31 protein-coding genes and 1 tRNA gene are annotated in these 25,974 nt (G+C 50.9%); 27 read left to right on the forward strand and 5 right to left on the reverse strand.

Annotated elements, in window-relative coordinates; genetic code table 11:
• Positions 1–26: 26 nt before the first annotated feature.
• The 4 genes from ACFSSA_RS01005 to ACFSSA_RS01020 all read right to left on the reverse strand — a co-directional run bounded on the left by ACFSSA_RS01005 (position 27) and on the right by ACFSSA_RS01020 (position 6,146).
• Positions 27–755, reverse strand: coding sequence for a 3-keto-alpha-glucoside-1,2-lyase-like domain-containing protein (locus ACFSSA_RS01005; RefSeq protein WP_386817903.1), 729 nt, complete (start codon positions 753–755; stop codon positions 27–29).
• Between the two features lie 23 nt (positions 756–778).
• Complete coding sequence (locus ACFSSA_RS01010) at positions 779–2,260, reverse strand: sulfatase family protein (protein ID WP_386817904.1); 1,482 nt, start codon at positions 2,258–2,260, stop codon at positions 779–781.
• Between the two features lie 40 nt (positions 2,261–2,300).
• Positions 2,301–3,791, reverse strand: a complete 1,491-nt coding sequence (locus ACFSSA_RS01015; RefSeq protein ID WP_386817905.1) for a sulfatase family protein — start codon at positions 3,789–3,791, stop codon at positions 2,301–2,303.
• 237 nt (positions 3,792–4,028) lie between these two features.
• Positions 4,029–6,146 (reverse strand): glycoside hydrolase family 36 protein, encoded by a 2,118-nt coding sequence (locus ACFSSA_RS01020; RefSeq protein WP_386817906.1) that lies wholly within the window; start codon positions 6,144–6,146, stop codon positions 4,029–4,031.
• A gap of 450 nt (positions 6,147–6,596) precedes the next feature.
• Here ACFSSA_RS01020 and ACFSSA_RS01025 point away from each other — a divergent pair, with 450 nt between their 5' ends.
• The 3 genes from ACFSSA_RS01025 to ACFSSA_RS01035 all read left to right on the forward strand — a co-directional run bounded on the left by ACFSSA_RS01025 (position 6,597) and on the right by ACFSSA_RS01035 (position 10,620).
• On the forward strand, positions 6,597–7,811 hold the full coding sequence (locus tag ACFSSA_RS01025; protein ID WP_386817907.1) for a glycoside hydrolase family protein: 1,215 nt from the start codon (positions 6,597–6,599) through the stop codon (positions 7,809–7,811).
• 193 nt (positions 7,812–8,004) lie between these two features.
• Positions 8,005–9,216, forward strand: coding sequence for a glycosyl hydrolase family 28-related protein (locus ACFSSA_RS01030; RefSeq protein WP_386817908.1), 1,212 nt, complete (start codon positions 8,005–8,007; stop codon positions 9,214–9,216).
• A 75-nt stretch (positions 9,217–9,291) separates the two neighbouring features.
• Positions 9,292–10,620 carry a hypothetical protein gene (locus ACFSSA_RS01035; protein WP_386817909.1) on the forward strand — a complete coding sequence of 443 codons (1,329 nt, stop codon included), beginning with the start codon at positions 9,292–9,294 and terminating at the stop codon, positions 10,618–10,620.
• 29 nt (positions 10,621–10,649) lie between these two features.
• Here ACFSSA_RS01035 and ACFSSA_RS01040 read toward each other — a convergent pair whose 3' ends face one another.
• Positions 10,650–11,975, reverse strand: a complete 1,326-nt coding sequence (locus ACFSSA_RS01040) for an NAD(P)/FAD-dependent oxidoreductase (RefSeq protein WP_386817910.1) — start codon at positions 11,973–11,975, stop codon at positions 10,650–10,652.
• A gap of 169 nt (positions 11,976–12,144) precedes the next feature.
• On the opposite strand from ACFSSA_RS01040, the gene ACFSSA_RS01045 reads away from it, so the two are divergent.
• The 24 genes from ACFSSA_RS01045 (at position 12,145) to rpsH (ending at position 25,951) form a co-directional block, all read left to right on the forward strand.
• Positions 12,145–12,588: a YHS domain-containing (seleno)protein gene (locus ACFSSA_RS01045; RefSeq protein ID WP_386817911.1), complete on the forward strand. Its 444-nt coding sequence runs from the start codon at positions 12,145–12,147 to the stop codon at positions 12,586–12,588.
• A 166-nt stretch (positions 12,589–12,754) separates the two neighbouring features.
• Positions 12,755–13,384 carry an RNA polymerase sigma factor gene (locus ACFSSA_RS01050; protein ID WP_386817912.1) on the forward strand — a complete coding sequence of 210 codons (630 nt, stop codon included), beginning with the start codon at positions 12,755–12,757 and terminating at the stop codon, positions 13,382–13,384.
• On the forward strand, positions 13,381–13,623 hold the full coding sequence (locus ACFSSA_RS01055) for a hypothetical protein (RefSeq protein WP_386817913.1): 243 nt from the start codon (positions 13,381–13,383) through the stop codon (positions 13,621–13,623). The genes ACFSSA_RS01050 and ACFSSA_RS01055 overlap by 4 nt, the downstream gene beginning before the upstream one ends.
• Before the next feature lie 91 nt (positions 13,624–13,714).
• Positions 13,715–14,179 (forward strand): hypothetical protein, encoded by a 465-nt coding sequence (locus ACFSSA_RS01060; protein WP_386817914.1) that lies wholly within the window; start codon positions 13,715–13,717, stop codon positions 14,177–14,179.
• Between the two features lie 94 nt (positions 14,180–14,273).
• Positions 14,274–14,348: transfer RNA gene (locus tag ACFSSA_RS01065), tRNA-Met, on the forward strand.
• A gap of 575 nt (positions 14,349–14,923) precedes the next feature.
• The gene (gene rpsL / locus ACFSSA_RS01070) at positions 14,924–15,307 is read left to right on the forward strand and encodes a 30S ribosomal protein S12 (RefSeq protein WP_386817915.1); all 384 of its coding nucleotides are present in this window, start codon (positions 14,924–14,926) and stop codon (positions 15,305–15,307) included.
• Positions 15,308–15,339: 32 nt separating this feature from the next.
• Positions 15,340–15,813, forward strand: a complete 474-nt coding sequence (gene rpsG / locus ACFSSA_RS01075; RefSeq protein ID WP_386817916.1) for a 30S ribosomal protein S7 — start codon at positions 15,340–15,342, stop codon at positions 15,811–15,813.
• Positions 15,814–15,853: 40 nt separating this feature from the next.
• Positions 15,854–18,001 carry an elongation factor G gene (gene fusA, locus ACFSSA_RS01080; protein WP_386817956.1) on the forward strand — a complete coding sequence of 716 codons (2,148 nt, stop codon included), beginning with the start codon at positions 15,854–15,856 and terminating at the stop codon, positions 17,999–18,001.
• Positions 18,002–18,042: 41 nt separating this feature from the next.
• A complete protein-coding gene (gene rpsJ, locus ACFSSA_RS01085) occupies positions 18,043–18,351 on the forward strand; it encodes a 30S ribosomal protein S10 (RefSeq protein ID WP_386817917.1) in 309 nt (102 codons plus the stop codon).
• 60 nt (positions 18,352–18,411) lie between these two features.
• Positions 18,412–19,041: a 50S ribosomal protein L3 gene (gene rplC / locus ACFSSA_RS01090; RefSeq protein WP_386817918.1), complete on the forward strand. Its 630-nt coding sequence runs from the start codon at positions 18,412–18,414 to the stop codon at positions 19,039–19,041.
• 45 nt (positions 19,042–19,086) lie between these two features.
• A complete protein-coding gene (rplD, locus tag ACFSSA_RS01095; protein WP_386817919.1) occupies positions 19,087–19,695 on the forward strand; it encodes a 50S ribosomal protein L4 in 609 nt (202 codons plus the stop codon).
• 27 nt (positions 19,696–19,722) lie between these two features.
• A complete protein-coding gene (gene rplW / locus ACFSSA_RS01100) occupies positions 19,723–20,007 on the forward strand; it encodes a 50S ribosomal protein L23 (protein ID WP_386817920.1) in 285 nt (94 codons plus the stop codon).
• Between the two features lie 59 nt (positions 20,008–20,066).
• Positions 20,067–20,909 carry a 50S ribosomal protein L2 gene (gene rplB / locus ACFSSA_RS01105; RefSeq protein ID WP_386817921.1) on the forward strand — a complete coding sequence of 281 codons (843 nt, stop codon included), beginning with the start codon at positions 20,067–20,069 and terminating at the stop codon, positions 20,907–20,909.
• A 32-nt stretch (positions 20,910–20,941) separates the two neighbouring features.
• Positions 20,942–21,214, forward strand: a complete 273-nt coding sequence (rpsS, locus tag ACFSSA_RS01110) for a 30S ribosomal protein S19 (protein WP_386817922.1) — start codon at positions 20,942–20,944, stop codon at positions 21,212–21,214.
• A 28-nt stretch (positions 21,215–21,242) separates the two neighbouring features.
• Positions 21,243–21,959, forward strand: a complete 717-nt coding sequence (locus tag ACFSSA_RS01115; protein ID WP_386817923.1) for a hypothetical protein — start codon at positions 21,243–21,245, stop codon at positions 21,957–21,959.
• 30 nt (positions 21,960–21,989) lie between these two features.
• Positions 21,990–22,400 (forward strand): 50S ribosomal protein L22, encoded by a 411-nt coding sequence (rplV, locus tag ACFSSA_RS01120; protein WP_386817924.1) that lies wholly within the window; start codon positions 21,990–21,992, stop codon positions 22,398–22,400.
• A 28-nt stretch (positions 22,401–22,428) separates the two neighbouring features.
• Entirely contained in the window at positions 22,429–23,190 is a 762-nt protein-coding gene (gene rpsC / locus ACFSSA_RS01125) for a 30S ribosomal protein S3 (RefSeq protein WP_386817925.1), read from the forward strand.
• Between the two features lie 54 nt (positions 23,191–23,244).
• Positions 23,245–23,664: a 50S ribosomal protein L16 gene (gene rplP / locus ACFSSA_RS01130; protein ID WP_386817926.1), complete on the forward strand. Its 420-nt coding sequence runs from the start codon at positions 23,245–23,247 to the stop codon at positions 23,662–23,664.
• 20 nt (positions 23,665–23,684) lie between these two features.
• The gene (gene rpmC, locus ACFSSA_RS01135; RefSeq protein ID WP_386817927.1) at positions 23,685–23,879 is read left to right on the forward strand and encodes a 50S ribosomal protein L29; all 195 of its coding nucleotides are present in this window, start codon (positions 23,685–23,687) and stop codon (positions 23,877–23,879) included.
• A 39-nt stretch (positions 23,880–23,918) separates the two neighbouring features.
• Positions 23,919–24,197, forward strand: coding sequence for a 30S ribosomal protein S17 (gene rpsQ, locus ACFSSA_RS01140; RefSeq protein ID WP_386817928.1), 279 nt, complete (start codon positions 23,919–23,921; stop codon positions 24,195–24,197).
• A 54-nt stretch (positions 24,198–24,251) separates the two neighbouring features.
• A complete protein-coding gene (gene rplN, locus ACFSSA_RS01145; protein ID WP_386817929.1) occupies positions 24,252–24,617 on the forward strand; it encodes a 50S ribosomal protein L14 in 366 nt (121 codons plus the stop codon).
• Between the two features lie 22 nt (positions 24,618–24,639).
• On the forward strand, positions 24,640–24,873 hold the full coding sequence (gene rplX, locus ACFSSA_RS01150) for a 50S ribosomal protein L24 (protein WP_386817930.1): 234 nt from the start codon (positions 24,640–24,642) through the stop codon (positions 24,871–24,873).
• Positions 24,874–24,935: 62 nt separating this feature from the next.
• Positions 24,936–25,523 (forward strand): 50S ribosomal protein L5, encoded by a 588-nt coding sequence (rplE, locus tag ACFSSA_RS01155; RefSeq protein WP_386817931.1) that lies wholly within the window; start codon positions 24,936–24,938, stop codon positions 25,521–25,523.
• A 32-nt stretch (positions 25,524–25,555) separates the two neighbouring features.
• The gene (rpsH, locus tag ACFSSA_RS01160; RefSeq protein WP_386817932.1) at positions 25,556–25,951 is read left to right on the forward strand and encodes a 30S ribosomal protein S8; all 396 of its coding nucleotides are present in this window, start codon (positions 25,556–25,558) and stop codon (positions 25,949–25,951) included.
• Positions 25,952–25,974: the final 23 nt, after the last annotated feature.

Here is a 25,974-nt window from a genome sequence, read left to right on the forward strand (position 1 = left end):
AGGGGTTTGATTGGCTCCGGGATTGCCTATTTGGGATTTTGGTAGATTGCGAGATTGTCGAAATCGATGGTGCTTCCGTTTACCGTAAAGCCGAATTTGGTTTTGGTAGGATGAGAGATCCCCGGTGATTTGAGGCTCGTGATGAGTTTCCCATCGAGATAGGCCTCCATGAGATCCCCGACCAGCCGGACACGCATGGTATACCACTGACCGGTTTCCAGATCGACTGCCGCGGATGACTGGGTGTGGGAGAGAAATTCCTCGAGTTTCTTCTTTTCCGCAGCCGGTAGGTCCTTGTTCTGCCGTTGCCCACGGATCTCCAGGTTCATATTACCGGTTTTATCATCACCGATCACGATGCGTTTTGGGAAGATGGAAACCCGGCAGATATGGCCCGCGTGAACTGATTTCTCGTTCTTGTCATCGATGACGAAGTTGAAGCTCTTTCCGCCTGTGAACCGGAAATCAAACTTCACGTCCAAATCATCGAACTTATGCTCCTTACGTATGACACAGCCATGGCTTTCCTTGGTCTGGCGTGCGATGAGGATGCCGTCCTCTACGGTCCATGACTTATCATCGCCGAGAGAGGTCACATAGTTTTTTCCAACTTCTGAACGGTTTTCAAAATCGTCGGAGAAAATAATTTCTGACTGTTCCTCAGCATTCAGCGAGCAGCTCGCGAGAAGGAAAGCCGCGATGAACAGCGGGCGACCGCCCCGGAGCACGGAAATGGATGTGGTGATTTTTTTCATGGTGATGAATAGGGAGCAATCGGCTACTCGATGATGACAGGAGCGGTTTTTTTGGCTTTCTCCAGAAGTTCCTTGCGGAGTTCCTCATACATCTGAAGGCGCTTCTTCTGGTATTGTCCGGATTCCAGGAAGGAGTTTGCGATGTTTCCGGAGTTCCACTCATTCCAGAGTTTTGCCATTTCCGCGCGGCGCTCCGGGGACTCATCCACAATATCCTTGGATTCGAATGGGTCTGACTCCATGTCGTAGAGTTCCGTCTTTGTCGCACCGTGGTTTTCCAAAAGGTATTTGGTCGTCTCGGTCCTGACGGCCCATGAGCTGCCATTCTGCGTCCGCCAGAAGAGGGCTGCATGTGGGGACCCTTTTGTTTCCCGGGTAAGAAAGGGAATCAGGTTCTTTCCGTCGAGTGGATGCCCGGAGCTATCGCCATCCGCAAGTGCGACTGCGGTAGCTGAAATATCCAGTGATGACACGAGACCATCAAAGGTGCCGGGATTTTTGAGACCGGCGGGCCAGTGGATCAGGAAGGGCACGTGGGAGCCCCCTTCGTGCATGCTGCCTTTGCCATCACGGAAATTTCCGTTGTCGGTGTATTGATTGATTTTGCCTTTGGTTTCTTTGCGCGCACCTCCGTTGTCCGAGAGAAAGAAGATCAATGTGTTATCGTATTTACCGGATTCTTTCAGAGCCTCGACAACCAAGCCGATTCCACGGTCCATTTCATCGACCATCGCTGCGTAAACCCTGCGATCCTTGTCCTTGATATGTGAATACTTCTCAATCGTCGCCTTCGGTGCCTCCAGCGGCTGGTGGGGGGCATTGTAAGCGAGATAGAGGCAGAAAGGGTTTGTGCCCTCTTTCACAAATTTGGCGGCGTCTTTGCTGAGCGCCGTGGTCAGGTATTCGTTGAACTCAGCTGATTGATTGTTGCGCATGAGCGGCTGGAAGCATCCTTCGTTTGCGCTGTAATGAGGTTTTCCGTCAGGAAGTGTGAGCGGGTGATTGGTGGTTACGCCATCGGGAAAATAGGAATGTCCGCCGGAAAGAAATCCGTAGAAATAGTCGAAACCACGATTATTCGGATGGAAGGGTGGCGAGCCACCCAGGTGCCATTTTCCGATGATTCCAGTATGGTAATCAGCCTTTTTCAGACGGGTGGCAAAGGTCTTTTCGGTGAGGGGTAATCCGCTATGCAGATCGAAGGGAGAATTGGTCAAATTGATCTCCAGCCCGAAACGTGCCTGATAGCGGCCTGTGATAAGTCCGGCGCGGGATGGCCCGCAATACGGGTGGGTTACATAACCGTTTTTACAGACGATTCCATTCTCGGCGAGCGCATCAAGATTAGGAGTGAAAATCTCCTTGGAGCCAGTAAAGCCGAGATCGGCATATCCGAGATCGTCCGCTAGAATAACGAGGATATTCGGTTTTTCAGCGGCGATAGAGGTGTTGACGATACATAAAAAGGATAGTGCTAGCTTTGTGATGGAATTGAATTTTGACATCGGTATTCGGGCGTGGAGAGGTAAGTGATGGGGGTTGTGGTTAGTCGATTTGCAGAGGTTTGACTTTTGCGGCTTTCTCGAGCTGTTGCTTGCGCAGATCTTCGTAGAACTTCAGGCGGGCGCGTTGATAGGCTTCCGCTTGTAGATATTCGTTGGCCTTGTTGCCGGCGTTCCACTCGTTCCAGAGTTTTGCAAGCTCCGCGCGGCGTTCCGGCTGTTGCTCGAGAATGTTATTCTTTTCGTATGGATCCGCAGACATATCGTAGAGCTCCTTCTTATTGCTCTGCATGAGGAACTTGGAGTTCTCGGTCCGCACGGCCCAGGCCTTGCCGTTGTTTTCCCTCCAGAAAAGCGCGGAGTGAGGTGAGCCTGTGGTTTCGCCGGTGAGGTAGGGAATCAGGTTCACTCCTTCCAGTTTCTCGCCGGAGGTATCACCTCCACCCAATGCTACAGCTGTCGCGGCAATATCGAGTGAGGATACCAGTCCATCGAATTTTCCCGGATTCTTCAGCTTCGCCGGCCAGTGGACGATATAGGGAACATGGGAGCCGCCCTCACGCATGCTGCCTTTGCCATCCCGGAAGGGGCCGCTGCTGGAATAGTTTTCGCGGTCGGTTTTCCCGTATTTCATGGAGGCGCCATTGTCCGAGAGGAAGAAGATCAGCGTGTTTTCGAATTTGCCGGATTCCTTCAGTGCTGCGACGATCATGCCGATCCCGCAGTCCATTTCATCAATAATCGCGGCATAGACGCGGCGGTTTTTATCTTCGATATGGGAGTATTTCGCGATGATCTCTTCAGGTGCCTGAAGCGGCTGGTGGGGTGCGTTATAAGCAAGATAAAGACAAAATGGCTCCGTGCCCTTCTTTACGAACTTGACCGCATCCTTGCTGAGGGCGGTGGTCAGATATTCCTCAAATTCCGCGTTTTTGTTGTTCCGGGAAAGCGGCAGATCGCTGCCTTCGTTTGCAGTGTAGATGGGGTCGCCATCAGGAGTGGTCAGGGGGCGGGTAGTGGTAACGCTGCTGGGAAAGTAGGAATGCCCGCCGGAAAGAAACCCATAGAAATAATCAAAGCCCCGTTCGTTCGGGTGGAACGGGGGAGCAGCGCCGAGGTGCCATTTGCCGATGATGCCTGTGCGGTAATTGGCCTTCTTTAGCCGGGTGGCGAAGGTCTTCTCGCTCAAAGGTAGGCCGCTGTGGGTATCAAATGGAGAATTGGTGAGATTGATCTCCAGGCCGAACCTGGCTTGGTAGCGGCCTGTAATGAGGCCAGCGCGCGATGGGCCGCAGTAGGCATGCGTGACATAGGCATTGGTGCAGCTGATGCCGTTTGCCGCTAACTTGTCTAAATTCGGCGTGCGGATATCCTTGGCTCCTGTGAAGCCGACATCGCCGTATCCGAGGTCATCTGCAAGAATGACAAGAATATTGGGTTTTTCCCCGGCAGTAGCGAGGTCAGATGGAATGGCCGCCATTAGCAGGCCGAATCCATAGAGGAACAGAGATTTTAAATTATGCGGGGATTTCATGACGTTTCAGTAATTCCGGGTTCTTTCCAGAGAGCCTTGGGAAGGGTATACTGAGCTTACCGCCACCTATTTGTAAAAAAAATCAAACCTGCCACATTTTTATCTCTCCCTGACGAGAATTAACCGAGATTTTCCCGCGCATACTTTCGCCGGATTTTATGGCGAAGGTATCCGGTAGCGGGAAATGGAGTTTGTTTCTGATTGGCTCTATCGCATCGGCCAATCGGATCCAATTCGCTATCTACGATTGATTTCAAAGAGTTCTCCCTGAAATCGATCGGGAAAAGATACTTTGAAACCTTTGGTCGCCAATTGCTCGCCCGTTCCTCTAAATACGATCTCGCCGGTAGTTGCCAGAATCGCCTCATAGTCAGAGTCCGGATCCAGATGATCCACGGTCACCCACGTTTCCGCTTGGTGGGATTCCTGTTTAAACACCCCGACGATTCCTCCGGATTTTGTTTCGGTATTTATCCGCTGGAAGCCATCCCAATGTCCCACCTGCGGTTCACCAAAGCCGGATAAATCTTGGCGAAAGGTCATAAAATCATGCTTTTTCTGCATCGCCTTCAACCAATCCGCCGTGGCTTTTATCTCCTTGCGTTGCTCCGGGGTCAGCTTACGCGGGTCTCCCAGAACAATCGGTAAAGATCCGGCGAGGGATTTGAAGGAATACATGAAATTGGGGTCATCGAGACTCTGATTGCCGATGACCAGAGAGGCTGCAGGTATCGTGGGTGTTCTGGACCAGGCAAGGTTGCGCACTCTAAGGGCGCCTTTTGGGGATTGGTTCACGTAATTGGAAAGCCAGTTCCCATCGGCGTGCTTGCACATATCGAAATCGATCAGGTGGAGGGCACCCATTGTTTCAAAGGTGCAGTCGATAAAGAGGTTGGGCGCGGCATCATGCAGTTCATCAAACAACTGCCAGGTGGCCTGATACATCTCCAGCATGGATTCGTTACGGTCCTTGTGATCATGATGCGGAGAATGACAGCCGGAGCGTGTTTTGTCGGAAGTGTAGGCACCTGTTACTGCAGCAAAGTCACCTTTGATATATTCCAATCCGTAGTCATTGACCATGCCGAGTATCACATCCCGGATGTAATCCTTCCAGCCGGTGGTCATACACATCGATTTCGATTCCCAGCCGTATAGCTGCTCCTCATCGGAATGGAGATTTATATCATCACCGTTCGCCTTTTTCACGGTCCATTCCGGATGCTTTTTGTAAACTTCGCTTTTCGTTTCCGAAGAACATAGGCTGATCCACACTCCGGGTTTCATACCCTTCGATTTTATGTAGTCGAAAACGGGTTTCAGTCCGTTTGGAAACTTTTCCTTATCGACTCCCCAGTCGCCATAGGAGTCTTGCCAGCCATCATCAATAATGAATTCTTCTATTCCTATGTCGGCGCAGGCGTCCACCAATTCATAGATCATCTTTTCATTGATGTTATGCTTAAATGGCTCCCATGTATTATATATGAAAACAGGTTTTTGGTCGACTTTGAAAATGCGGCACCCCATATGATTCCTTACGAAATTATTGATTGAGGTGTTCACGCAGCTCATCGGCTCATCACTATCCGAATAGAGACCGGAAAATACCCAAGTGCTTTCCCAGTTTTCATCCGGTTTTATCCATTGGCGGAAGCCAAAGGTTTGATCGATGTGGGTTAAGCCGGAGGTGATCAGACTTGGCTGCTGGAAGGCTGAAGTTCGTTTCATTACCCCCGGTGCCTCATTTCCTACGAAGATGCCTCTTCGTGATGTATGATGGTGCACCACCATTACAGGATCGTGCCATTCTCCGATAAACTGTCCCAGGTGCTTTTGTCGGGCATAATCGTTCATCACCCAACAATCCGTCCCGACTCCACCACCGATAAACTTCAGTCGTTCAATATCAAGAGATTCGATTTTGAGCTCGGAATTACCTCTGTTGAAAAATTCGATCTTTTTCCTGATGATCGGGGATTCCTCATAAATCAGGTAGGTGATACCAATCTCCAGGCCGGGGTTATTTTTCGATTTCAAATTCAGTTGGATCCCGTCTTTTACCGGTTGGTGGGAAACGTATTCCCAACCACTCATGCCGGTGATTGGCATGTCATTCAGGAGAAAGGAAAACTCATCCGATTTGGAAACGAACTCCCGGTCCTTCCCAAGTAAACGGAAGCTATTGGTTGTAAGACTGCCATCTTTATTGAGAGATATTTGACGTTGGATGACATCGTTCTGTAATGATAGCACGTTATCTTTGTAAATGATGGTGACTTCGGAATATGCTAGGCCGATTAGTGCGATCGAGTAGCGCGCTATGCGTAGAAGGGAGAAGTTTTTTTTATGCATATTATATTTAGTCGGTATATTTACGGGGGGGCAAGCGGTGTAGGACGGGCAGGCTATATTGAGCTATTTCCAGATTCTGAAACCGTGATGCTCCAGAAAGATAATGAACTACAGATGTTTACGGAAATTTCTTTCGGGCGATGTGCTTGATGCGCTTCTAGAAGAGGTGGATTCTCCGGCCGAATCATCGATTTGCAACGGCCTGTGATTGATCCATTAGATTGCCGACAGTTTGATATAAAGGAACTTAGGTATTTTCTGGAGGCAGCCGGGTGCCTTGCTATTCGCGGGTAGCCAGTGAGGGGGGGGGGTGATGCGGAAATGTGTATTTTTTGTAACGAAATTTTGGTCGTTATATTTCTTGAGTTAAATCTGTTGGAAGTGTTCATATTCGTTTCAATAGGGATTCGGGTAAATCTGGAATGCTCTATTGAAATCAAAAACCCAAATATGAAAAGAATCAAAAAACCGCTGAATACAGCATTGGTTTTGGCTGCGCTATCACTAACCAATCATGTGGCACGCGCTGCATATAGTGAACCGGCGAGCTACACGAATGCTCCTACAACGATCACTCTCGGTTCGCCGGGATACGAAACTACCGGCGCGGACGATTCCGCGGCTTTTTCCGATGCGATAAACGATGTCGCCGCTGCGGGCGGCGGGATTGTCTGGGTGCCGGAAGGAGATTATAGCCTGGTCGGAGTGGAAATGAAATCGAACGTCCATCTACGGATCAGGACTGGTTCCATTCTGAGAATGCAAGCGGAAGGGCTGATGTTCTGGTTCGGCGGGGGAATTGAAAATGTCAGCATCCGAGGTGCCGGCGGCCGATTCACCGTGAACATGGGGAACTTCGATACATCCCGCTTTATTACTGGAAACGGCGTAGATAATATGCTGGTAGCAAATATCGACATCGAGGATCCTCACGAAACAGTTTATAGCAGTATCAGTCTCGGATGGGATCGGATACGTGACGAGACCCCCAGCAATGTCACTGTTAGGAATATCTCCTGCCTGAATAAGGAACACTACGGTTACGGGATTATCCAGGCACAGGCTGCGAGTGATTCGTTTTTCACAAACCTAGAAGGTCACGGTGGAGTTCCCGTGCGGCTGGAGACGGGCTGGAAGCTAATGAATCTCGCCAAAAGGGGAGGCGTGTTTAATATCAAAGCAACAAATATCACTTCCAAAGATGGCCAGGCTGCGGTGATGATGCAGCCCCACACCATTACCAATGGAGATGTGTTCATCAATCACGTGAATTCCGTCGGGAGCGAATTCACTGTGGTTCTCGAAAAGGGAGGAACATGGAAGTATAGTGCTCAGGAAGTGCAGGATTACGGTCTGGCCACCGGGACCTTTGGTATGATCAGTGTGGGAAATGCCCATGGTGCCTATCACTCCAGCGGAGTTCCGACCCGCTATTCACGTTTGGATAATTACACGCCTTCCGAGCTCCAGAAGGTCTTCCGGGATCCTGGTAAAATATCCGGACACAGCGGTCCATCGATCGCGGTTGTTGGAAATTACGGAGATAGCAGCTCGCTGACTACCTGGAATATTTCAGGAACAGGAGGCTATGTGAATCCGCTTATCTCGGACGAGGATGATGAATACAATCATTCCTCGGCAGATAAAAAGCGTCCTTCGCTCTGAGTCTGATATAGCGGCGGGCGTGCCTCGCGTCCGTCGCTCGGAGCGTTTCGGCTGCGGCCATGTTATTAGAGAGATATGATTTATCTCTATGAGTTATCCCTGGAGTCTTCTTGTTGTGAGATCGGAGATTTCTCTGATTTTTAGGACCGAGAAGATTTATTTTGGATATGCGTGTGAATCTATTATTTGAATTATGAAAATTATTAAATCTGATGTTAGTGTTTTAAGTGTTACTGCTGTTATTTCATGTATGATTGCTCAGCCGGTATTGGCTGCATATAGTGAGCCTGCAAGCTACACGAATCCTCCTGAAACCATAAATCTAGGGAGCGTGGGTTACGAAACGATTGGCTGGGATGACTCCGCCGCATTTCGTAACGCGATTGATGACGTCGCGGCTGCCGGTGGTGGCGTGGTGTGGGTGCCGAACGGAGATTACAGGCTTTCCGCAGTTTCCATGAAGTCGAATGTTCATTTGAAAATTCACAAGAATGCAACGCTGACGCTGCATAGTGAGACAAGTATGTTCAATTTCACCGGCGGGATAAGAAATACCAGTATTCGTGGCATCGGGGGGCGGTTTACTGTCAAAATACCCGATTACAATTCCGCCCGGTTCGTTTACGCAACCGGCGTGAACAATATGATGGTCACAAATGTTGATATCGAAGATCCATTCGAAACGATCTATAGCAGCTTTGAGCTGACCTGGGATCGCGTAAGAAATGAAACTCCGAAAAATCTGACGATTAGTAACATCTCATGCTTAAATAAGGAGCATTATGGATATGGAATCATCCAGGCCCAGGCTGCGAGTGACAGTTACTTCTTTAATCTGGAAGGTCATGGTGGCGTGCCTGTGCGATTGGAAACTGGCTGGACTCTGATGAATTTGGCGAAAGAAGGAGGGGTTTTCAATATCAAGGCGACCAATATCACGTCCGAGGACGGGCAGGCGGCGGTGATGATGCAGCCGCATACCAGATCCAATGGCGATGTTTTCCTGAATTTCATCGATGCCGTGGGAAGCGAATTCGCGGTAAGCCTGGAGAAAGGTGGAACGTGGAAATACACAGCCCAGCAAATTGCGGACTACAATCTAGGCACGGGTAACTTCGGAAAAGTGAGCATCGGTAACGCTCATGCGGTCTACCGTGGTTCCGGTGTGCCGACACGTTATGCACACCTAGATTTCTATCCCGAATCCGAGCTCCTCAAGGTGTTCCGGGATGGGAACGAAATCGAAGGATACAGCGGGCCATCAATTGCAACCTTTGGAAATCATGGGGATGCGAACCAGCTGATCACCTGGAAGATCACAGCTTCGCCGGGCTTTGTAAATCCTCCGATTTCCACAGAGGATTACAATCATCCGAATTCTAAAAAGAATCGTCCGTCGCTTTAAAAGGGCGTGATTCCACATAGGCAGCCACATCCTTCGACGGTGTGGCTGCTTCCATTAGCTTTCTCCAGATTCTCTATGATGAAGACCCAAACCTTATTGCAAATTTCAACACTTTTACTCGTCGGTGGCACCGGTTTCTTTCTGGGAAAACAAACTGCTGCGGATCAAGTCGGGCTTTTGGTCGCTGGCTTGGTCGATGGACAGGGTGCAGGCTCCGGCAACCACCGCACTCCATCGCGAGCCGATGCGATGAGCCATAAAAAGCTTTCCGGTGCTGGTAATTTGATGAGCGAGCGCTTGCAACAATACCAGGGACTGCCGTCGGCCGAATTGCGACGTGAAGCAAAGGCGCTTGGAAAAATGTCTTTGGCAGAGCAAGCCATGTTTGCTCCTGCGCTCTTTGCCGCCTTGGCGGAGATTGATCCAGCAGCTGCTTTGCTGGCCGCCAGCGATTTTAAAGCTTCGAAGGAAAGTCTCATAGCCATGGTTCTGGCGGCCTGGACCGAAAAGTCCCCGCTGGAGGCTGCGGATTTTTACAAGAAAAATGAGCTGACATTGTTCAATCGGAATTACCTCAATCCCTGGGATCAAGTCAGCGGCTCCGAGACAGTGGCGATGGCCTTGGCTGGGATAGATCCCGCCGGAGCATTGCGTTGGGCTAAAGAACTGGGCGATCTAGCGGATCAAGGTGAAGCGATCAGCGGAATTTTCAAGCTTCAGACTGAATCTTCACCGCAAGCTGCGCTCGCAATGCTGGAGGGACTTTCGGAAGGTGAGAAAGAGCACGCGCTCAAAGCTATTGCCAGCACATGGTCGGAAACCGATATTGCCGGAGCGATTGATTGGGTGAATTCGCTCGATGAGCATGAGCATCCGCTGGTTCTTCCGCTCATCATCCGCGGCATGGCACAAAGTGACCCCGCGGTGGCTTCGGGATACTTGAAATACATTTCGGGAAACCGGGATCAAGTGATCGGGGATATCATCAGATCTTGGGGAGATAAGGACCCTCAGGCAGCCGCAGAGTGGATGGTAAGGGGGACAAGCGTGGAGGAGCAAAATTTCCTGATGGCACCTTTGCTGACAAAATGGGTTGGCGAGGATGTCAAAATGGCACGCGGTTGGGTGCTGGAGCAGAATAAAGGAGCATCGAAAGATGCAGCGGTTGCCGCGTATGTGAGAGCGACAGCAAGTGGTATCGAGAAGCCCTTGGATCTCGTGGATATGGCCAGCAAGGAAATTACGGACCCTACGAAGCGCGAGCGCGTGATCACTGATGCGCTGGTTTCGTGGGCTAGGAAAGAACCACAGGCATCAAAAGCTTTTGCGGAAAACTACGGCCTTTCCAACAAAGCGCTTGCGAGCTTTTTGCATCGGGTAAACGCCCAATCTCCATTGGATTGAGCGTTTCAGAAAGAGCAAAACTCCACCGGCTATTCATGCTGGGGCTTGTCTGTGGTGAAGCCCGGCGGGTGAACGATGATCCGGGCCTGTGGCTTGTTGCTGATGTAGGAAAATGCCCAGCCCAGCAGCACCGCAAGCTTGTTCCGGAAGCCAATCAGGAAGAGTATGTGGACCAGTAACCACGCCACCCATGCGAAATAACCGTTCATTCGCAAGTTCCCCGCTTTGAGAACAGCGGCATTTTTGCCGATGATGGCCATCATGCCCTTATCGTTGTATTTGAAAAGCGGGCGGAGATCGTGCTTCCGATCGGCGAATTTTGTTTTCTCCAGCCGCAGCTCCTCCTTGAGCACATCTGCCACGTGCTTGCCCATTTGAACTGCCGCGGGAGCGACACCCGGAACGAATATATCGTTTTTGTCACGCATGTTGGTGAGATCTCCCACGACAAAAATATCCCGATTATTCGGGAGTGAAAGGTCCAGTCCGGGAGTTACCCGCCCGGCTCTGTCCGTCTCCACACCCAGATATTTTGTCAGCGGGGTCGCTGCAATGCCGGCTGCCCATACGATGGCTTCCGCCTCGAGATGTGTGCCGTCCTGGAAGTTCAACCGACCTTTCAAGACATCTGTGACACGCATTTGGTTGCGAACCTCCACGCCCAGCTTCGTAAGGCGCATCTTCGCATATTGGGATTGTTCCAGATCATAATGCTCCAAGATTTCCGGGGAATTTTCGATCAGGATCACCCTCAGTTTGGATGTATCAATACGGCGGAAATTGCTTTTCAGAGAGCGGTGGATCAAGTCCGCACATGCTCCGGCAAGCTCCACACCAGTAGGGCCACCGCCGACGATCGCCACTGTCATCAGGCGCTCACGCTCCGCATAGTCCGTGGTGAGCTCGGCACGCTCCAGATTGGCAAGTATTTTCCTCCGGATATCCTGTGCATCTGCCAGGGATTTCAGGCCAAGAGAGTTTTCCTCCCATTGATCGTTTCCGAAAAACCCGGTTTTTGCACCGGCGGCAAGCATCATGTAATCGAAATGATATATCTTTCCGGAAGCGCCTGTAACGGTTTTCTGTTCCGGTGAAATGAATGTCACTTCATCCATAAGCACTGTGACATTGCGGGCGTGGGCCAGGATTTGGCGGATGGATCGGGCGATATCCGGTGCCGCCAGCGAGGCGGTTGCCACCTGATAGAGTAAAGGCTGGAAAAGGTGATGGTTAGTTCTATCGAGCAAAGTGATCTCGAAACGTGTGTCATTTGCCAGCCTTCGCGCGCACTCAAGCCCGGCGAAGCCGCCACCGATGATCAATAACTTCCGTGGAATACTATCCTTGTGAGGCATGCTGGCAACCATGCCACTCTTTTAGAATAAGGGCAAACTGAGCTTGTGAATTTTTTCACAAAGTTTGGCCGGATGTTTTTTTGAAATTTGTGGGTAAGAAAATCTTCGGTGGGGAGCTCTTACGATTACCGGGCAACAAATCATCCGGTGGAAAACAAAAGATAAAGATATGAAAACATTATTAAAAGCAATGGCAGCCGCCCTCATTCTCGCCGCAACAGCGCATGCTGGAGAAAAAGTCAATGTATCAGGTGCCAGCGGGATTGCGCTGAATGGCTACGATCCGGTCGCGTTTTTTACAGAGAAAAAGGCGGTTCATGGCAATCCGTCGATCTCGGCAAAGCACGAGGGCGCCACCTATCTTTTTGCAAGTGAGGCGGACAAAAAGGCGTTCGTGGCGCATCCGGAGAAGTATGTGCCCCAATTCGGAGGCTATTGCGCCTATGGTGTGGCTGTCGGGGCGGTTTTCCCTGTTGATATCGAGACTTGGCAAGTTCGGGACGGGAAGCTCTACCTCAATCTGAATCCAGAGATCCTGAAGGAGTTCAATAAGGATTTCGCAGGGAATATAGCGAAGGCCGGAGAGAACTGGCCAAAAGTGATTGCGGAATAAGATTGCAGATTTTTCTGCGTTCAAGACTGGGAATTTCTAGGAGATGGAAATAGACATTCCTTGTTTGATGCAGTCCGGCTGAAACCGGAGCGATCTGTAAACTGCCTCATTGTGGTCTGCGGTAGAATATGTCCGCGCAGCCTCAATGAGGTATTTCCACGACACGATGAATATAGGAAATTTGCGATTGGAAGAGCGTTTGGCGGCTGATTCCCCCGACCGGGAGACTGCCATCGTGGAGCTGCGGGCACTGCTGATGAAAGCCTTGCATTCAGGATTGTCCGGGAGAGCGGGAGCCGATCACGCTTTTATTGAGGATGTGACGCAAATGGCCTTGTTGAAAATTCTTGATAAACTCGATAGTTTCAAAGGATTGAGTCAGTTCAGCTCTTGGGCGATCACGATTGCGATCCGGACTGCGTTTACCCAATTGCGTCGCAAAGAATGGAAGCAAATCTCATTGGAGGAGCTGAGAAATGGAAACGGGAATCTTCCAGGGGAGGTCGATCATTCTCCCCAACCCGTCGAAACCAATGCGCGGTCGCAAATTGAGGAGGTGATGTTGAGGCTCATCCGGACCGAACTTACTCCGCGCCAGCGTGATGTGCTTTTAATGGAACTGGCGGAAGTGCCACAAGACCAGATCGTTAAAATACTAGGAAGCAATCGCAATGCGGTTTACAAACTTTTTCACGATGCCCGGAAGTCGCTCAAGCGGGCACTGGAAGCCCATGGATATGGCAGGCAGGATATCGCAGAGCTCTATTCGGAAACCTCCAGACATTTTCTCCAATGAATCTTTCCTCTGATCAAATCAATGGCTTGGTGAAGCTGATAGGAAATACGCGTGAAGAAGAGCGCACTTGTGATGAATGCTTGGAGAGTATCGCTGTCTTTGCAGAAAACGAGCTCCTCAACCGGCCTGTGCCGGATGCATTGAAGGCTGTGGAGCATCATATTTCCATCTGTGCGGAATGCTGCGAAGAATATGAGGTTTTGCTGGCTGCTCTCAGCGGCCTGCGGGAAGACGTGTAAGACGGCTCTTTCTCACCTTGGGGTAAGTCCTGCACCACCTGGTGGTAAGGGGACTTGCCAGAAAATTCCAACAGTGCTTCTCTGCGGGCGAATGCACATAAGATTTACCGAACAGGAACTGGTCACGCTTGTGGAGATGCTGAGCCTGGCAGCGAATGTCGCATCCTGGAATCAGCAGGAATCCGCTGATCAGAAATTGGCGGAATATGAGAGCTTTGAGAGTAAGATGCTCGAAAAGGCAGCCAATAATGGCCTGGCGAGTATGATCGAATTTGATGAGGAGACCCAGCGCTTCCGGGTCAGACGGGATCTTGAAGAAAAGACATTCTATCATGAATGTTACGAGGAGTTCCGCAATGAAAGCTTTTGGGATGAGCTGACGGTGCGTCTGGCGGACAGGGATTTGGCACGCTCCATAGGGCAAAAAGCGTGGGAATGCATGACCGAAGAGCAGCGCCGCGAGAAGACCATCGGTTGGGAGAAACGCTATTGGGAAGAGTTCAGCCGGAACGGTATAGAAAGGGTGGTTGTGCTCACGCCACCGGATGAGGGATGAATTTTTTTCGAAAAGGTGATTTCTTCTGATTGACAATTCACTTGGATTGAGGCAAGTCCTTCGCCCCGCCACTTGTTGGCGTATCCGGAATCTTGGCAGAGTAGCTCAGTGGTAGAGCAGAGGACTCATAAGCCTTTGGTCGGCGGTTCAAATCCGCCCTTTGCCACCAGATTTCGTTTCAATGATCCCCGCTGTTTGGGGTGTTGATCGTCTGAGTATTGTGATAGCTGCATATTGCGCGTATTTGTTGCGTATGCTTTCCAAGTGATCCACTTCTTGTCATGACTTGCATAGCGTCTATTTGGAGTCCGGGGGATAGGTGAATTATTTGAAAATTCTGCTGTACAAGTTTTACCAGATCTAGTTGTTTGTCCTGGAAGTGCATTCCACACAGGGTATAAAAACCTGTTTTTATCAGAGAGTCGCCGGATTCCAAGGTGATCTCCCCCAAAGACCTACAGTCCCTGACCTGATTGGAACCTTTATCCCAGAAGGATTCGAAGTGTTCCAAGGAGTTTTTTCAAAAAAAAGCCAAAAAGGACTTGTCAGATCGGGCGAAAAGAATAAAGTCCCGCCCCCCACAACAAGGCTGACCGAATTTAACGAAAAGGTTCACGCTGAAAACAGGGGATATTATCGGGTGCGCTCCGGAAAAAAGCGAATACGGGTTTTTGAAAGCCCCGTCTTCGTGCCGGTTTGTCCCAACAACTTTTTTAAGACAAATCCAGAAACACGAAGGAAATCATGCCGACCATTAATCAGCTCGTTCGCAAAGGACGCCACGTTCCAGTCGAGAAGTCGAAATCGCCTGCTCTCGTAAACTGCCCGCAGCGCCGCGGTGTTTGTCTCCAGGTAATGACCCGGACGCCAAAGAAGCCGAACTCCGCTCTCCGTAAGGTCGCTAAGGTGCGTCTCACCAACGGTTTCGAAGTTATCGCCTATATCGGTGGTGAGGGTCACAACCTTCAGGAGCACTCCATTGTTCTTGTTCGTGGTGGTCGGGTAAAGGACCTTCCAGGTGTTCGTTATCACATTGTCCGTGGCTCGCTCGATACTCTCGGAGTTGATAAGCGTCGTCAGGCTCGCTCCAAATACGGCGCGAAGCGTCCGAAGGAAGCCAAGAAGTAATTAATTTTCCGTAACACTTATCTCTAAAAGTTATGCCACGTCGCAAAAGAATTTTCACCAAGCCGGATCGTCGCGATCCACGTTACGACAGTGCTGTTGTCGGTCACCTTATCACCAAGGTGATGCAAGACGGTAAGCGTTCACTCGCTCAGCGCATTGTATATGCTGCAATCGATCGTGCGAACGAAGGGACTGATACTGTGGATCCTCTGGAAGTTATCACCCGTGCGGTTGAGAATTCCAAGCCGCGCGTTGAGGTTAAATCCCGCCGTGTTGGTGGTGCTACCTACCAGGTTCCTCTCGAAGTTGATCCGGAGCGTTCCGAGTCCCTCGCGATGCGCTGGCTCGTAAACTACGCACGTGGCCGCAAAGGCACTCCGATGCATGTAGCTCTCGCGAATGAAATCAAAGACGCTGCCAATAATCAGGGTGCGGCTGTCCGTAAGCGTGACGATGTTCACAAGATGGCTCAGGCAAACCGCGCGTTTGCTCACTTCCGCTTCTAATATTCCTCTATCGAAAATCTCTCCTGCGATCTAATCGCCAATTGTTGTGAATCCTAATAGTCCAGAACGTCCATATTCGCTCGAGCGGACCCGTAATATCGGGATCGCCGCGCATATTGACGCGGGAAAGACCACTCTCACCGAGCGGATTCTTTTCTATACTGGTATGATTCATAAGATTGGTGAGGTCCACGATGGTGCCGCCACCACCGATTGGATGGAGCAGGAGCGTGAGAGAGGTATCACCATTACTTCCGCAGCTGTTACTACTGAATGGTGGCAGCGCACGGAGGAGGGGAGTGTTAAACTCTTCCCGGAAGAGAAACAACGTATCAACATCATCGATACCCCAGGTCACGTTGACTTTACTGCAGAGGTTGAGCGTTCCTTGAGGGTTCTGGATGGTGCAATCGTTGTTTTTGATGCGGTTGCCGGAGTGCAGCCGCAGACTGAAACAGTTTGGCGTCAAGCTACAAAATATAACGTTCCACGTTTGGTTTTCGTCAATAAGATGGACCGTGTGGGTGCTGACTTTGGTAACGTTGTTGCTGAAGTCCGTGAAAAACTAGGAGCAAACGCTGCTAGTATCCTTATTCCGATCGGTTCGGAGGATGCGCTCATCGGTCAAATTGACGTGGTGAACCAAAAAGCGGTGTATTTCTCTGATGACGATACATTTGGCTCAACCTTCACGGTGAAAGAGCTTGAGGGTGATCTTGCAGATATCGGAAAAGCCGCATATGACGAGCTTCTGAATGCCGTTGCCGATATCGATGACGCAGTCGGTGAAAAGTTTCTCAATGAGGAAGAAATCTCCCATGAGGAACTCAAGCAAGGGATTCGCCGCGCGACGATTGCGAATAAGCTTGTCCCCGTTGCCGGTGGCTCTGCTTTTAAGAACAAGGGAGTTCAATATCTTCTCGACGCTGTAATCGATTACCTGCCATCACCGCTCGATATTCCATCAGCAATCGGGATGGATCCTGAAAATGAGGAGTTGGAGATCGAAATTCCAACAACGGATCATGCGAAATTCGCCGCCCTGGCATTCAAACTCTGGGCGGATAAATACGTCGGGAAGTTGGTTTTCTTCCGCGTGTATTCGGGAGTCATCCGTAAGGGGGATACCGTTTACAATCCCCGCACCCGCAAATCAGAGCGTGTAGGTCGCTTGATCCGTATCCAGGCTGATGAACATAAAGATATTGATGCCTGTTTCGCAGGAGATATCGCGGCAATGGTTGGCCTGAAAAACGCCACCACCGGCGACACGCTTGCATCGGAAGGTTACGACGTAGTGTTGGAGCCTCCGACTTTTCCCGAGCCGGTAATATCAATGGCGGTTGAGCCTCGCACCAAAGTAGATCAGGAGAAACTCGCCCTGGCGTTGGCTCGCCTTTCGGAAGAAGATCCCACATTTATGGTGAAAACGGACGAAGAAACCGGCCAAACCATTATTTCAGGGATGGGTGAGCTCCATTTGGAGATCATCGTGGACCGTATCAAGCGTGAATTCAAGGTAGACGCCAATACCGGCGCTCCGCAAATTACCTACCGTGAGACTATTACCAAATCGGCGAAGGGCGAAGGTAAGTTGGTCAAACAATCGGGAGGTCGTGGTCAATATGGACACGTTGTTCTCTCAGTTCAGCCTAACGAGGCTGGAAAAGGAATCACGGTAGAGAATAAAACCGTCGGCGGTTCGATTCCCAAGGAATTCATCAACGCTGTCATCAAGGGATGCCGTGAATCGACCACCAACGGTGTTGTCGCGGGCTATCCTGTCATCGATATCCATGTCGATATTCTCGACGGCTCTTCCCACGAGGTGGACTCCAATGAAAACGCCTTTGCGATGGCAGCTATCTTCGCGATGCGGGATGCTCTCAAAAACGCCGGATCCATCCTTCTTGAGCCAATCATGGCCGTGGAGGTCTCAACGCCGGAGGAATATCAAGGCGATGTCATGGGAGATCTCAACCGTCGCCGCGGGCAAATCCAAAGCATGGAATCCAAGGGGGCTTTCTCCATGGTGCGGGCAAATGTCCCCCTCAAGGAAATGTTCGGCTACTCCACCGCAGTTCGCACACTTTCATCAGGTCGCGCTTCTTATGCGATGACTCCGTCCCATTTCGAACAAGTTCCAAACAACATCGTCGAGGAAATCGCGATCGATCGAGTTGCTTAATTTTTTAGAAAATCTCACCTAGAATCAACCACTTCACTAATATGCAAAATCAGAAAATCCGCATCCGCCTGCGTGCCTTCGACCACCGTGCAATCGATCGCTCGGCTCTCGAAATTGTGGAGACCGCAAAGCGCACAGGCGCCCGTGTTGCTGGTCCAATTCCACTTCCTACACGTATCGAAAAATTCAGCGTTAACCGCTCCGTTCACGTGAACAAGAAGTCGGCGGAACAATTCGAGATCCGCACTCACAAGCGTTTACTTGATATTGTGGACCCTACAGCCCGCACCGTTGACGAGCTCAAAAAGCTCAATCTCCCAGCTGGCGTTGACATCACTATCCGCATCTGAGTCGCCTACCTCTAACGTTCTCTCTTTTTACAATTTTTTTAATTCTTATATAATTTCGTCATGTCACTTGGACTTCTCGGCAAAAAAATCGGTATGACCCGTATCTTCGATAAAGAAGCGGGCTCCAGCATTCCTGTTACCGTCATCGACGTATCCGGAAACACTATTCTTCAGGTGAAAACCCCTGAAACCGACGGCTATACTGCTGTCCAAGTCGGCTTCGACGACCAGAAGGAATTCCGCGTCAATAAGCCGGATCTTGCCCGCTTCAAGAAAGCAGGCTCCGCACCAAAGCGCCGTGTTCTGGAATTCCGTTTCGAAAACGGCGCGGAAGTTCCTTCCGAGCATCCGGGTCTTGCGCTCTTTGAAGCCGGTCAATATGTCGACGTGATCGGCAACACCATCGGTCGCGGTTTCCAAGGTGCAGTCAAACGTCACGGCTTCGGTGGTCTCAAGATGACCCACGGTCACATGATGCACCGCCGGACAGGTGCGATTGCCGCAGGCTCCACTCCGGGCCGCGTTTGGAAGAACCAAAAGATGCCAGGTCACATGGGCACCACCAAATCCACCGTCCAGAACCTGAAAGTTATCGCTGTCCGCGAAGAAGATGGAGTGATCCTCGTCTCCGGTTCCGTCCCGGGTGCCAAAGGCGCCTACCTCACGATCCGCGCTGCGAAGAAGAAGTAAGCGTCGATTCCGTCCATATACCAATTTTAACTGAAATTTTCCGTCATGTCCGCAAAAGCCTTCACAGCAGCAGATGCAGAAGCCGCCAACCTTGTTCTCGTAGGAGAGGAAAAAGGCCGCCAAGCCGTCCACGATCTCATTACCGCTTACCGTGCGAATCGTCGTTCCGGTTCCGCTAATACCAAAACCCGCGGCGAAGTTCGTGGTAACAATAAAAAGATCTACAAACAAAAGGGCACTGGTAACGCACGTCACGGCGACAAGCGCGCACCGATCTTTGTCGGTGGTGGTGTCGTATTCGGACCTCGTCCTCGTTCTTACGACAAAAGTGTTCCCAAGTCTGTTCGCCGTTTGGCATTGCGCCGGGTTCTTGGCGATATGACACGTGCAGAGAAGATCTTTACTGTCGATTCCTTTTCGGTTTCCGATGGTAAGACAAAATCCTTCCTTGCTGCTCTTAAAGAGGTCACCCAGGCAGACCGCAAAGTTCTTCTCGTTGGTAACTTCGATGAGTCTACAAAGCTAGCTGCCCGTAACGTCGCCTGGACACAGCTGGTTACCCCTTCGGAACTCAATGTTGAGCAACTTTTGCTCTCCCGGGTTGTCATTCTCGTCGGTGATGCCGTTTCCACACTTGCTCAACGCACCGCTTAATTTTCCAACGCTCTACCCATTACGACCATGAAAGACATTTACCAGGTCATCAAAAACGTCCGCCTCAGCGAAAAAGCCTCTTTGCTCCAAGAGCAAAACAACGAGGTGGTCCTCGAGGTCGATCGCTTTGCAAACAAGCTCGAGATCAAACAGGCCGTTGAAACTATCTTCGACAAGAAAGTTGTCAAAGTCCGCACTGCAAATTACGACGGCAAAGTCCGCCGTAAACGCCGCTCCGATGAAGGGCGCACTGCTAGCTACAAGAAAGCAATTGTCCGTCTCGCTGACGGCGAATCCCTCGACCTAATCTAAGCCCGGCTTTTTTGCCCTGTGCAAAAAGCAAAACGCAACCATTTACAGTTCCGCGAGTCATGCCACTTAAAACTTTCAAGCCCATCACACCGTCAGGCCGCTACAAGCAGCTTCCTTCCTTTGACGAAATTACCAAGAGCAAGCCTGAGAAATCCCTTCTCAAGCCTCTTAAGCGCTCCGGCGGCCGTAATAATACAGGCCGTATCACCACACGCCACATCGGCGGTGGTCATAAGCGTCACTACCGTCTGGTGGATTTCAAGCGCAACAAGCGCGATATCGAAGCTAATGTCGTAGGCATCGAATATGATCCGAACCGCACCTGCCGTATCGCACTCATCCAATACAAGGATGGCGTAAAATCCTACATTCTCGCGCCAGTAGGCCTTGAAGTAGGTGCCAAGATTACTTCAGGTGAGAATGTAGCTCCCAAAGTTGGAAACGCCATGCCTCTCAGCCAGGTTCCACTCGGCACAGATATCCACAACATCGAGCTCTTGCCCGGTGGTGGTGGTAAGGTCGCCCGGTCCGCCGGTCAACATGCCGTGCTCTCCAACAGAGACGGCGGCTGGGCATTGGTGAAAATGCCGTCAGGAGAAATCCGCCGTTTCCACGAAGCTTGCTACTGCACAATCGGTCAAGTTGGTAACCGGGATCACATGAATGAAATTTCCGGTAAGGCAGGCCGCTCACGGTGGCAGGGTATCCGCCCTACAGTCCGCGGTATGTGTATGAACCCTGTCGATCACCCGAACGGTGGTGGTGAAGGTAAGTCCAAATCCGGTGGCGGTCGCCAGCATCTTCTTTCCCCTTGGGGTCATGCGAAAGGTCAGAAGACCCGCAAGAAGAAGAAAACCACCAGTGTTTTCATTGTTGAGTCACGCCACGACCGTAAGAAATAACCCCGAACCAGAACTTTTACCTAACTTACATCATGCCACGTTCCCTCAAGAAAGGCCCATTTGTCGATCAAAAGCTTCTCGCTAAAATCGATGCCGTTGCCGAAGCAGGTTCCGATCGCAAGCCGATCAAAACATGGTCCCGCAAGTCCATGATCACCCCGGACTTCGTCAGTCACAACTTCTCTGTCCACAATGGCAAAACTTTCGTTCCAGTGTATGTCACTGAGAACATGGTTGGCCACAAACTCGGTGAATTCGCACCTACCCGTATCTTCCGTGCACACGGTGGTATTGGTAAGAAGTAATCAGATTCACCTTTTTCCAGCCGCCAAGATGTTATTTGTCAGTCAAATTCGCTCGCTTGCCACCGCCCTCGGGTTGGTCGGTATGGTGGCGAATTGCCAGGCACAGGATATCTCGGCGGAAAGGATGCAGGATATTATCGCCAAGCTGCAGGAGCAAAACAAAAACCTCCAGCTCGCTTTGGTAGAAGCCAATAAAGCCGAGAGAAAATCCACGGAACAACTCACGCAAGTGAGGGAGCGGCTGGAAGCTCTCGGTAAAAATCTCCTCGATGGAGGAGACGATCGTCTTATTCAAGCTGCGTCCGATTTGGAGCTCGCAAACGAGCGAAATGCAAATCTCGAAGCGGCAGCGGTAAAACTCTCTGCTTCAATTCAGGATTATCTGCGCCAGGCCGTAGTTTCCGACCCTGAGGCAAGACTTCGTGTGGAAACTGCAATGAGAGAGCTTGACTCTGTCAGCGGACTCCGCCAGAAACCCCTCCCCGACATTCGGACCGGCGATTTACAGCAGGCACGGATCGTCAGTATTGATCAACAAAGCGGTATGTTGGTTCTCAACCTTGGCGAAAGCCAGGGTGCCAGAATCGGAATGACTTTCCGCCTCCTACACGGACAGCAATCTTATGGAAAAGCCATATTGGCTGATGTCCGCAAGGGAGTTTCCGGCGCTTTCATTGAACAAATCGATTCTCAGGATCACACACCCCGACTCGGCGACACCGCCGTCCTACTTACCCAAAACTAAGTTTCTCTAACTCTCACCAAACCGTCGACCATGGAAGTCACCAGCACCACTAAATTTGTCCGTCTCTCGCCTAAAAAAGCGCGTGACGTAGCTCGCGAAATTCAGGGCCTCCCTGTCTCCAACGCCCTCGACATCCTGACCTTCACTCCAAAGAAGGCTGCACAGTTGATCGGTAAAACCCTCAAAACTGCTATCGCTGATGCCGAGAACAACTTCTCCCTCGATACCAATTCTCTGATGATCAAGGAAGCTGTAATCGGTGCCGGTCCAACCATGCGTCGCTTCAAGCCACGTGCCAAGGGATCAGCAGGTGCGATTATCAAACGTACATCCCACATTTCAATCACCCTCGTTGGTGCGCCTCCAGAAAAGAAAAAACGCGCTCCTAAAAAGGCTGCAGCCAAGAAGGAAGCTCCAGCCGCTGAAGAAGCAACCGCATAATCTCTTATAACTCTCTCTACCTAACACCATGGGCCAAAAAGTAAATCCGATCGCCTTCCGTCTCGCTGTCAATAAAGACTGGCGTTCCAAATGGTATGCCAGCGGCAAAGACTACACCACCAAGCTCCACGAGGACCTTGCAATCCGCGCATACTTCAAAAACAAGCTTCAGAATGCAGGCCTCGCCCGCGTCGTGATTGAGCGCGCTTGGAATAGCGTTCGGGTGACTCTTCACTCTTCCCGCCCGGGTCTTATCATCGGCCGCCAAGGTAAAGAGATTGAAATCATGACCAACGAAGTGCAGAAAATCTGCAAAGATTCCCAAGTCAAACTCGATATCCTTGAAATCCGCAAGCCTGAGCTCGACGCACAACTTGTGGCGGAACAAATCGCCATCCAGCTTGAGCGCCGTATCGCATTCCGCCGCGCCATGAAGCGCTCCATCCAGACTGCGATGGAATTCGGTGCTGAAGGTATTCGCGTTCGTTGTGGTGGCCGTCTCGGTGGTGCTGATATCGCCCGTGCAGAAAGCTATCGTGAGGGCAAAGTGCCTCTCCAAACACTTCGTGTTCCCCTTGATTACGGCTTTGCCGAAGCCCGCACCGTTTACGGCATCATCGGCGTGAAGTGCTGGATCAACAAGAAGGAGGACGACGGTCGTCCGGGTCCTGAGCGTGGTGACCGCGGCGATCGTGGAAACCGCGGAAATCGCCGTCAAGGTGGTGGTCGCCCTGACAATCGTCAGCAGAACAACAACGCCCCAGCTCCAGCAGCTGCTCCGTCCGCATAATTTCAGCACCTAACAAGCCCCATTTTTAACCATTTTCATAAGGAGAAATAAGTCATGCCTTTGATGCCTAAAAGAACCAAGTTCCGCAAGAGCCACCGCGGATCACGTGCCGGGAATGCCCAGCGCGGAACTACTGTCGCCTTTGGCGACTTCGGCCTCCAAACTCTTGATCGCGGTTGGATGACCACCCGTCAGATCGAAGCCTGCCGTGTTGCTATCAACCGTTCCCTCAAGAGAAAGGGAAAAGTGTTCATCCGTATCTTCCCACATAAATCTATTACACGCCGTCCGCCTGAAACCCGGATGGGTAAAGGTAAAGGCGCTGTCGATACATGGGTAGCGGTCATCCGCCCTGGAAACATGCTTTTCGAAGTAGCCGGTGTTCCTGAATCCGCCGCACGCGAAGCGATGCGCCTGGCTTCCTACAAGCTCGGTTTCCGCACACGTCTCGTGACACGTAATCCACACCAATAACCTCTTAAACTGATACGACCATGGCACTTACCAAAGCCAAAGAAATCCGCGAACTTTCCGCAGACGAGCGCACACGCCGCCTTCTCGATCTCAAACAGGAATCCATGAACCTGCGCCTCCAGCGCTCGGCAGGGACTCTTGAAAATCCGGCTCGCTTCAAGCAAGTCCGCCGTGAGATTGCACAAATCCTCACCATTTCCAACGAACAGGCATAACCCTGATTGGCTTCTGCCAACAATTACCGATCTAACATCATGAGCGAATCATCACAGGAAGCCGCACCGGCGGTTGAGCACAAGCGCAAGACCCGTGTCGGCGTGGTTATTTCCAATAAAATGGAGAAAACAATCGTCGTTGAGCACATTGCACGCGTGCCACACCCAAAATTCAATAAAATCGTCAAACGTTCCAAGAAATACTACGTCCACGACGAAAAGGGTGAAGCAGCTATTGGCGACCGCGTCCGTATCGTTGAAACACGCCCGGTTTCCAAGCTTAAGCGTTGGGCACTTGCTGAGATCCTCTCTCACTAAGTCGAATCCGCCGGATTTCAAATCTTCTATTTTAATCTCAAATCCTAATACTGCATGATCCAGATGGAAACCAAGCTCGCTGTTGCTGACAACACGGGCGCCCGCACCGCAAAAATGATCGGCGTTCTCGGTAAACGCACACGCTCCGCCCGTATCGGAGACGTCATCACCGCCCACATCCGTGATTCCATTCCTACCGCTTCCGTCAAAAAGGGCAGCGTTGTGAAAGCAGTCGTCGTCCGCACCGCTTTCCCTGTGCGCCGCCCGGATGGCTCCATCCTTCGCTTCGATTCCAACGCAATCGTTATCATCGACAAGGACAATAACCCACGTGGCACCCGTATCTTCGGGCCGGTTGCACGTGAGCTTCGTGAAAAACAATTCATGAAGATCGTTTCCCTCGCTCCTGAGGTTCTCTAATTCATCATTAATTTTCATCTCCATGAGCAGTATCAAGACACACGTCAAAAAAGGCGACCAAGTCGAAATTATCGCTGGTAACCACAAGGGCAAACAAGGCACAGTCCTCAGCGTCAACGCAGCTAAGGGCCAGGTCATCGTAGAAGGTGGCCGCACTGTTCAAAAGGCAGTCCGTCGCTCCGAGGCCGATCCAGATGGTGGTATCAAAACCGTTGATGCACCTGTCCATATTTCCAATGTTAAGAAACTGGGCTAAGCCTTCACCGGCCGCCCGCGCTTAAGCGTTAACACTAACCACGCGCTGACCCGCAAAAATAAATGAGTAAACCAGCACTACAGCAATACTACACAGACAAGGTAGTTCCAGCTTTGACCAAAAAGCTCGGATACAGCAATCCGCATCAAGTTCCCCAACTTGAAAAAATCGTCGTCACATCCTGCATGGGTAAAGCCCCGGACCGTAAAGTCGCAGTTGATGATGCCGTTGTCGAAATCTCCAAAATTACCGGCCAGAAGCCATCGATCACTTTCTCCAAGAAGGCTGTTGCGAACTTCAAGCTCCGCGAAGGTGAGCCACTCGGTGCCCGCGTGACGCTGCGCGGTGCTAGAATGTGGGAATTCCTTCACAGATTTATCAACGTTACCGCCCCCAACATCCGCGACTTCCGCGGAATCTCCGCCAAATCTTTCGATGGCCGTGGTAACTACGCATGTGGTATTTCCGATCAAACCATTTTCCCGGAAATTGAAATCGACCAGGTAAAACGCCAGATCGGATTTGACTTGATCTTTGTCACCTCAGCCAACACTGACAACGAAGGCCGCGAATTGCTTATCGCACTCGGCATGCCTTATCGCGACATTAAAAAAGAAGAAGGTGCTGAGGCAGAACTCGCCAGCGCATAACCCTTACTAATCATTTAAAGGAAATTACCATTATGGCAGTTCTTACAGATCCTATCTCAGACTTCCTCACCCGTTTCAAAAACGCTGCTCGCGCCGGAAATGAGGAATTCACCGCTCCTTACTCCAAAATCAAAGCGGATATCGCCGAGATCCTTAAACAAGAAGGTTACATTTGGAAATACGAAGTCGTCACCGGCGAACATACCGACCTCAAGGTCAGTCCTAAGTTCGTAGACGGACGCCCGGTCCTCACAGATCTCAAACGCGTTTCCAAACCTGGTCGCCGTCATTATGTCGGATCAAACGATATTCCCCGCGTTCTGTCCGGTCTCGGCATCTCAATCCTCTCTACCTCAAAGGGTGTGATGTCCGGTTCATCCGCTAAGCGCCAGAAACTTGGCGGCGAAATCCTCGCCAATATCTGGTAATTCCCCTAACTCGAAAATCATAA

It is taken from the genome of Luteolibacter algae (assembly GCF_042683045.1).
Classification (GTDB): domain Bacteria; phylum Verrucomicrobiota; class Verrucomicrobiia; order Verrucomicrobiales; family Akkermansiaceae; genus Luteolibacter; species Luteolibacter algae.

What these genes read in the sequence shown, in the direction of transcription:
- rplX (WP_386817930.1), top strand. Translation starts at nt 24,640, where the DNA reads ATGAGCAGTATCAAGACACACGTCAAAAAAGGCGACCAAGTCGAAATT.
- ACFSSA_RS01035 (WP_386817909.1), top strand. Translation starts at nt 9,292, where the DNA reads ATGATGAAGACCCAAACCTTATTGCAAATTTCAACACTTTTACTCGTC.
- rpmC (WP_386817927.1), top strand. Translation starts at nt 23,685, where the DNA reads ATGGCACTTACCAAAGCCAAAGAAATCCGCGAACTTTCCGCAGACGAG.
- rpsH (WP_386817932.1), top strand. Translation starts at nt 25,556, where the DNA reads ATGGCAGTTCTTACAGATCCTATCTCAGACTTCCTCACCCGTTTCAAA.
- rplB (WP_386817921.1), top strand. Translation starts at nt 20,067, where the DNA reads ATGCCACTTAAAACTTTCAAGCCCATCACACCGTCAGGCCGCTACAAG.
- rpsJ (WP_386817917.1), top strand. Translation starts at nt 18,043, where the DNA reads ATGCAAAATCAGAAAATCCGCATCCGCCTGCGTGCCTTCGACCACCGT.
- ACFSSA_RS01040 (WP_386817910.1), bottom strand. Translation starts at nt 11,975, where the DNA reads ATGCCTCACAAGGATAGTATTCCACGGAAGTTATTGATCATCGGTGGC.
- rpsL (WP_386817915.1), top strand. Translation starts at nt 14,924, where the DNA reads ATGCCGACCATTAATCAGCTCGTTCGCAAAGGACGCCACGTTCCAGTC.
- ACFSSA_RS01045 (WP_386817911.1), top strand. Translation starts at nt 12,145, where the DNA reads ATGAAAACATTATTAAAAGCAATGGCAGCCGCCCTCATTCTCGCCGCA.
- ACFSSA_RS01005 (WP_386817903.1), bottom strand. Translation starts at nt 755, where the DNA reads ATGAAAAAAATCACCACATCCATTTCCGTGCTCCGGGGCGGTCGCCCG.
- rpsC (WP_386817925.1), top strand. Translation starts at nt 22,429, where the DNA reads ATGGGCCAAAAAGTAAATCCGATCGCCTTCCGTCTCGCTGTCAATAAA.
- rplW (WP_386817920.1), top strand. Translation starts at nt 19,723, where the DNA reads ATGAAAGACATTTACCAGGTCATCAAAAACGTCCGCCTCAGCGAAAAA.
- ACFSSA_RS01010 (WP_386817904.1), bottom strand. Translation starts at nt 2,260, where the DNA reads ATGTCAAAATTCAATTCCATCACAAAGCTAGCACTATCCTTTTTATGT.
- ACFSSA_RS01025 (WP_386817907.1), top strand. Translation starts at nt 6,597, where the DNA reads ATGAAAAGAATCAAAAAACCGCTGAATACAGCATTGGTTTTGGCTGCG.
- rplN (WP_386817929.1), top strand. Translation starts at nt 24,252, where the DNA reads ATGATCCAGATGGAAACCAAGCTCGCTGTTGCTGACAACACGGGCGCC.
- rplV (WP_386817924.1), top strand. Translation starts at nt 21,990, where the DNA reads ATGGAAGTCACCAGCACCACTAAATTTGTCCGTCTCTCGCCTAAAAAA.
- rplP (WP_386817926.1), top strand. Translation starts at nt 23,245, where the DNA reads ATGCCTTTGATGCCTAAAAGAACCAAGTTCCGCAAGAGCCACCGCGGA.
- ACFSSA_RS01060 (WP_386817914.1), top strand. Translation starts at nt 13,715, where the DNA reads ATGCACATAAGATTTACCGAACAGGAACTGGTCACGCTTGTGGAGATG.
- ACFSSA_RS01015 (WP_386817905.1), bottom strand. Translation starts at nt 3,791, where the DNA reads ATGAAATCCCCGCATAATTTAAAATCTCTGTTCCTCTATGGATTCGGC.
- rplC (WP_386817918.1), top strand. Translation starts at nt 18,412, where the DNA reads ATGTCACTTGGACTTCTCGGCAAAAAAATCGGTATGACCCGTATCTTC.
- rplD (WP_386817919.1), top strand. Translation starts at nt 19,087, where the DNA reads ATGTCCGCAAAAGCCTTCACAGCAGCAGATGCAGAAGCCGCCAACCTT.
- ACFSSA_RS01050 (WP_386817912.1), top strand. Translation starts at nt 12,755, where the DNA reads ATGAATATAGGAAATTTGCGATTGGAAGAGCGTTTGGCGGCTGATTCC.
- rplE (WP_386817931.1), top strand. Translation starts at nt 24,936, where the DNA reads ATGAGTAAACCAGCACTACAGCAATACTACACAGACAAGGTAGTTCCA.
- rpsG (WP_386817916.1), top strand. Translation starts at nt 15,340, where the DNA reads ATGCCACGTCGCAAAAGAATTTTCACCAAGCCGGATCGTCGCGATCCA.
- ACFSSA_RS01115 (WP_386817923.1), top strand. Translation starts at nt 21,243, where the DNA reads ATGTTATTTGTCAGTCAAATTCGCTCGCTTGCCACCGCCCTCGGGTTG.
- rpsS (WP_386817922.1), top strand. Translation starts at nt 20,942, where the DNA reads ATGCCACGTTCCCTCAAGAAAGGCCCATTTGTCGATCAAAAGCTTCTC.
- ACFSSA_RS01055 (WP_386817913.1), top strand. Translation starts at nt 13,381, where the DNA reads ATGAATCTTTCCTCTGATCAAATCAATGGCTTGGTGAAGCTGATAGGA.
- ACFSSA_RS01020 (WP_386817906.1), bottom strand. Translation starts at nt 6,146, where the DNA reads ATGCATAAAAAAAACTTCTCCCTTCTACGCATAGCGCGCTACTCGATC.
- rpsQ (WP_386817928.1), top strand. Translation starts at nt 23,919, where the DNA reads ATGAGCGAATCATCACAGGAAGCCGCACCGGCGGTTGAGCACAAGCGC.
- ACFSSA_RS01030 (WP_386817908.1), top strand. Translation starts at nt 8,005, where the DNA reads ATGAAAATTATTAAATCTGATGTTAGTGTTTTAAGTGTTACTGCTGTT.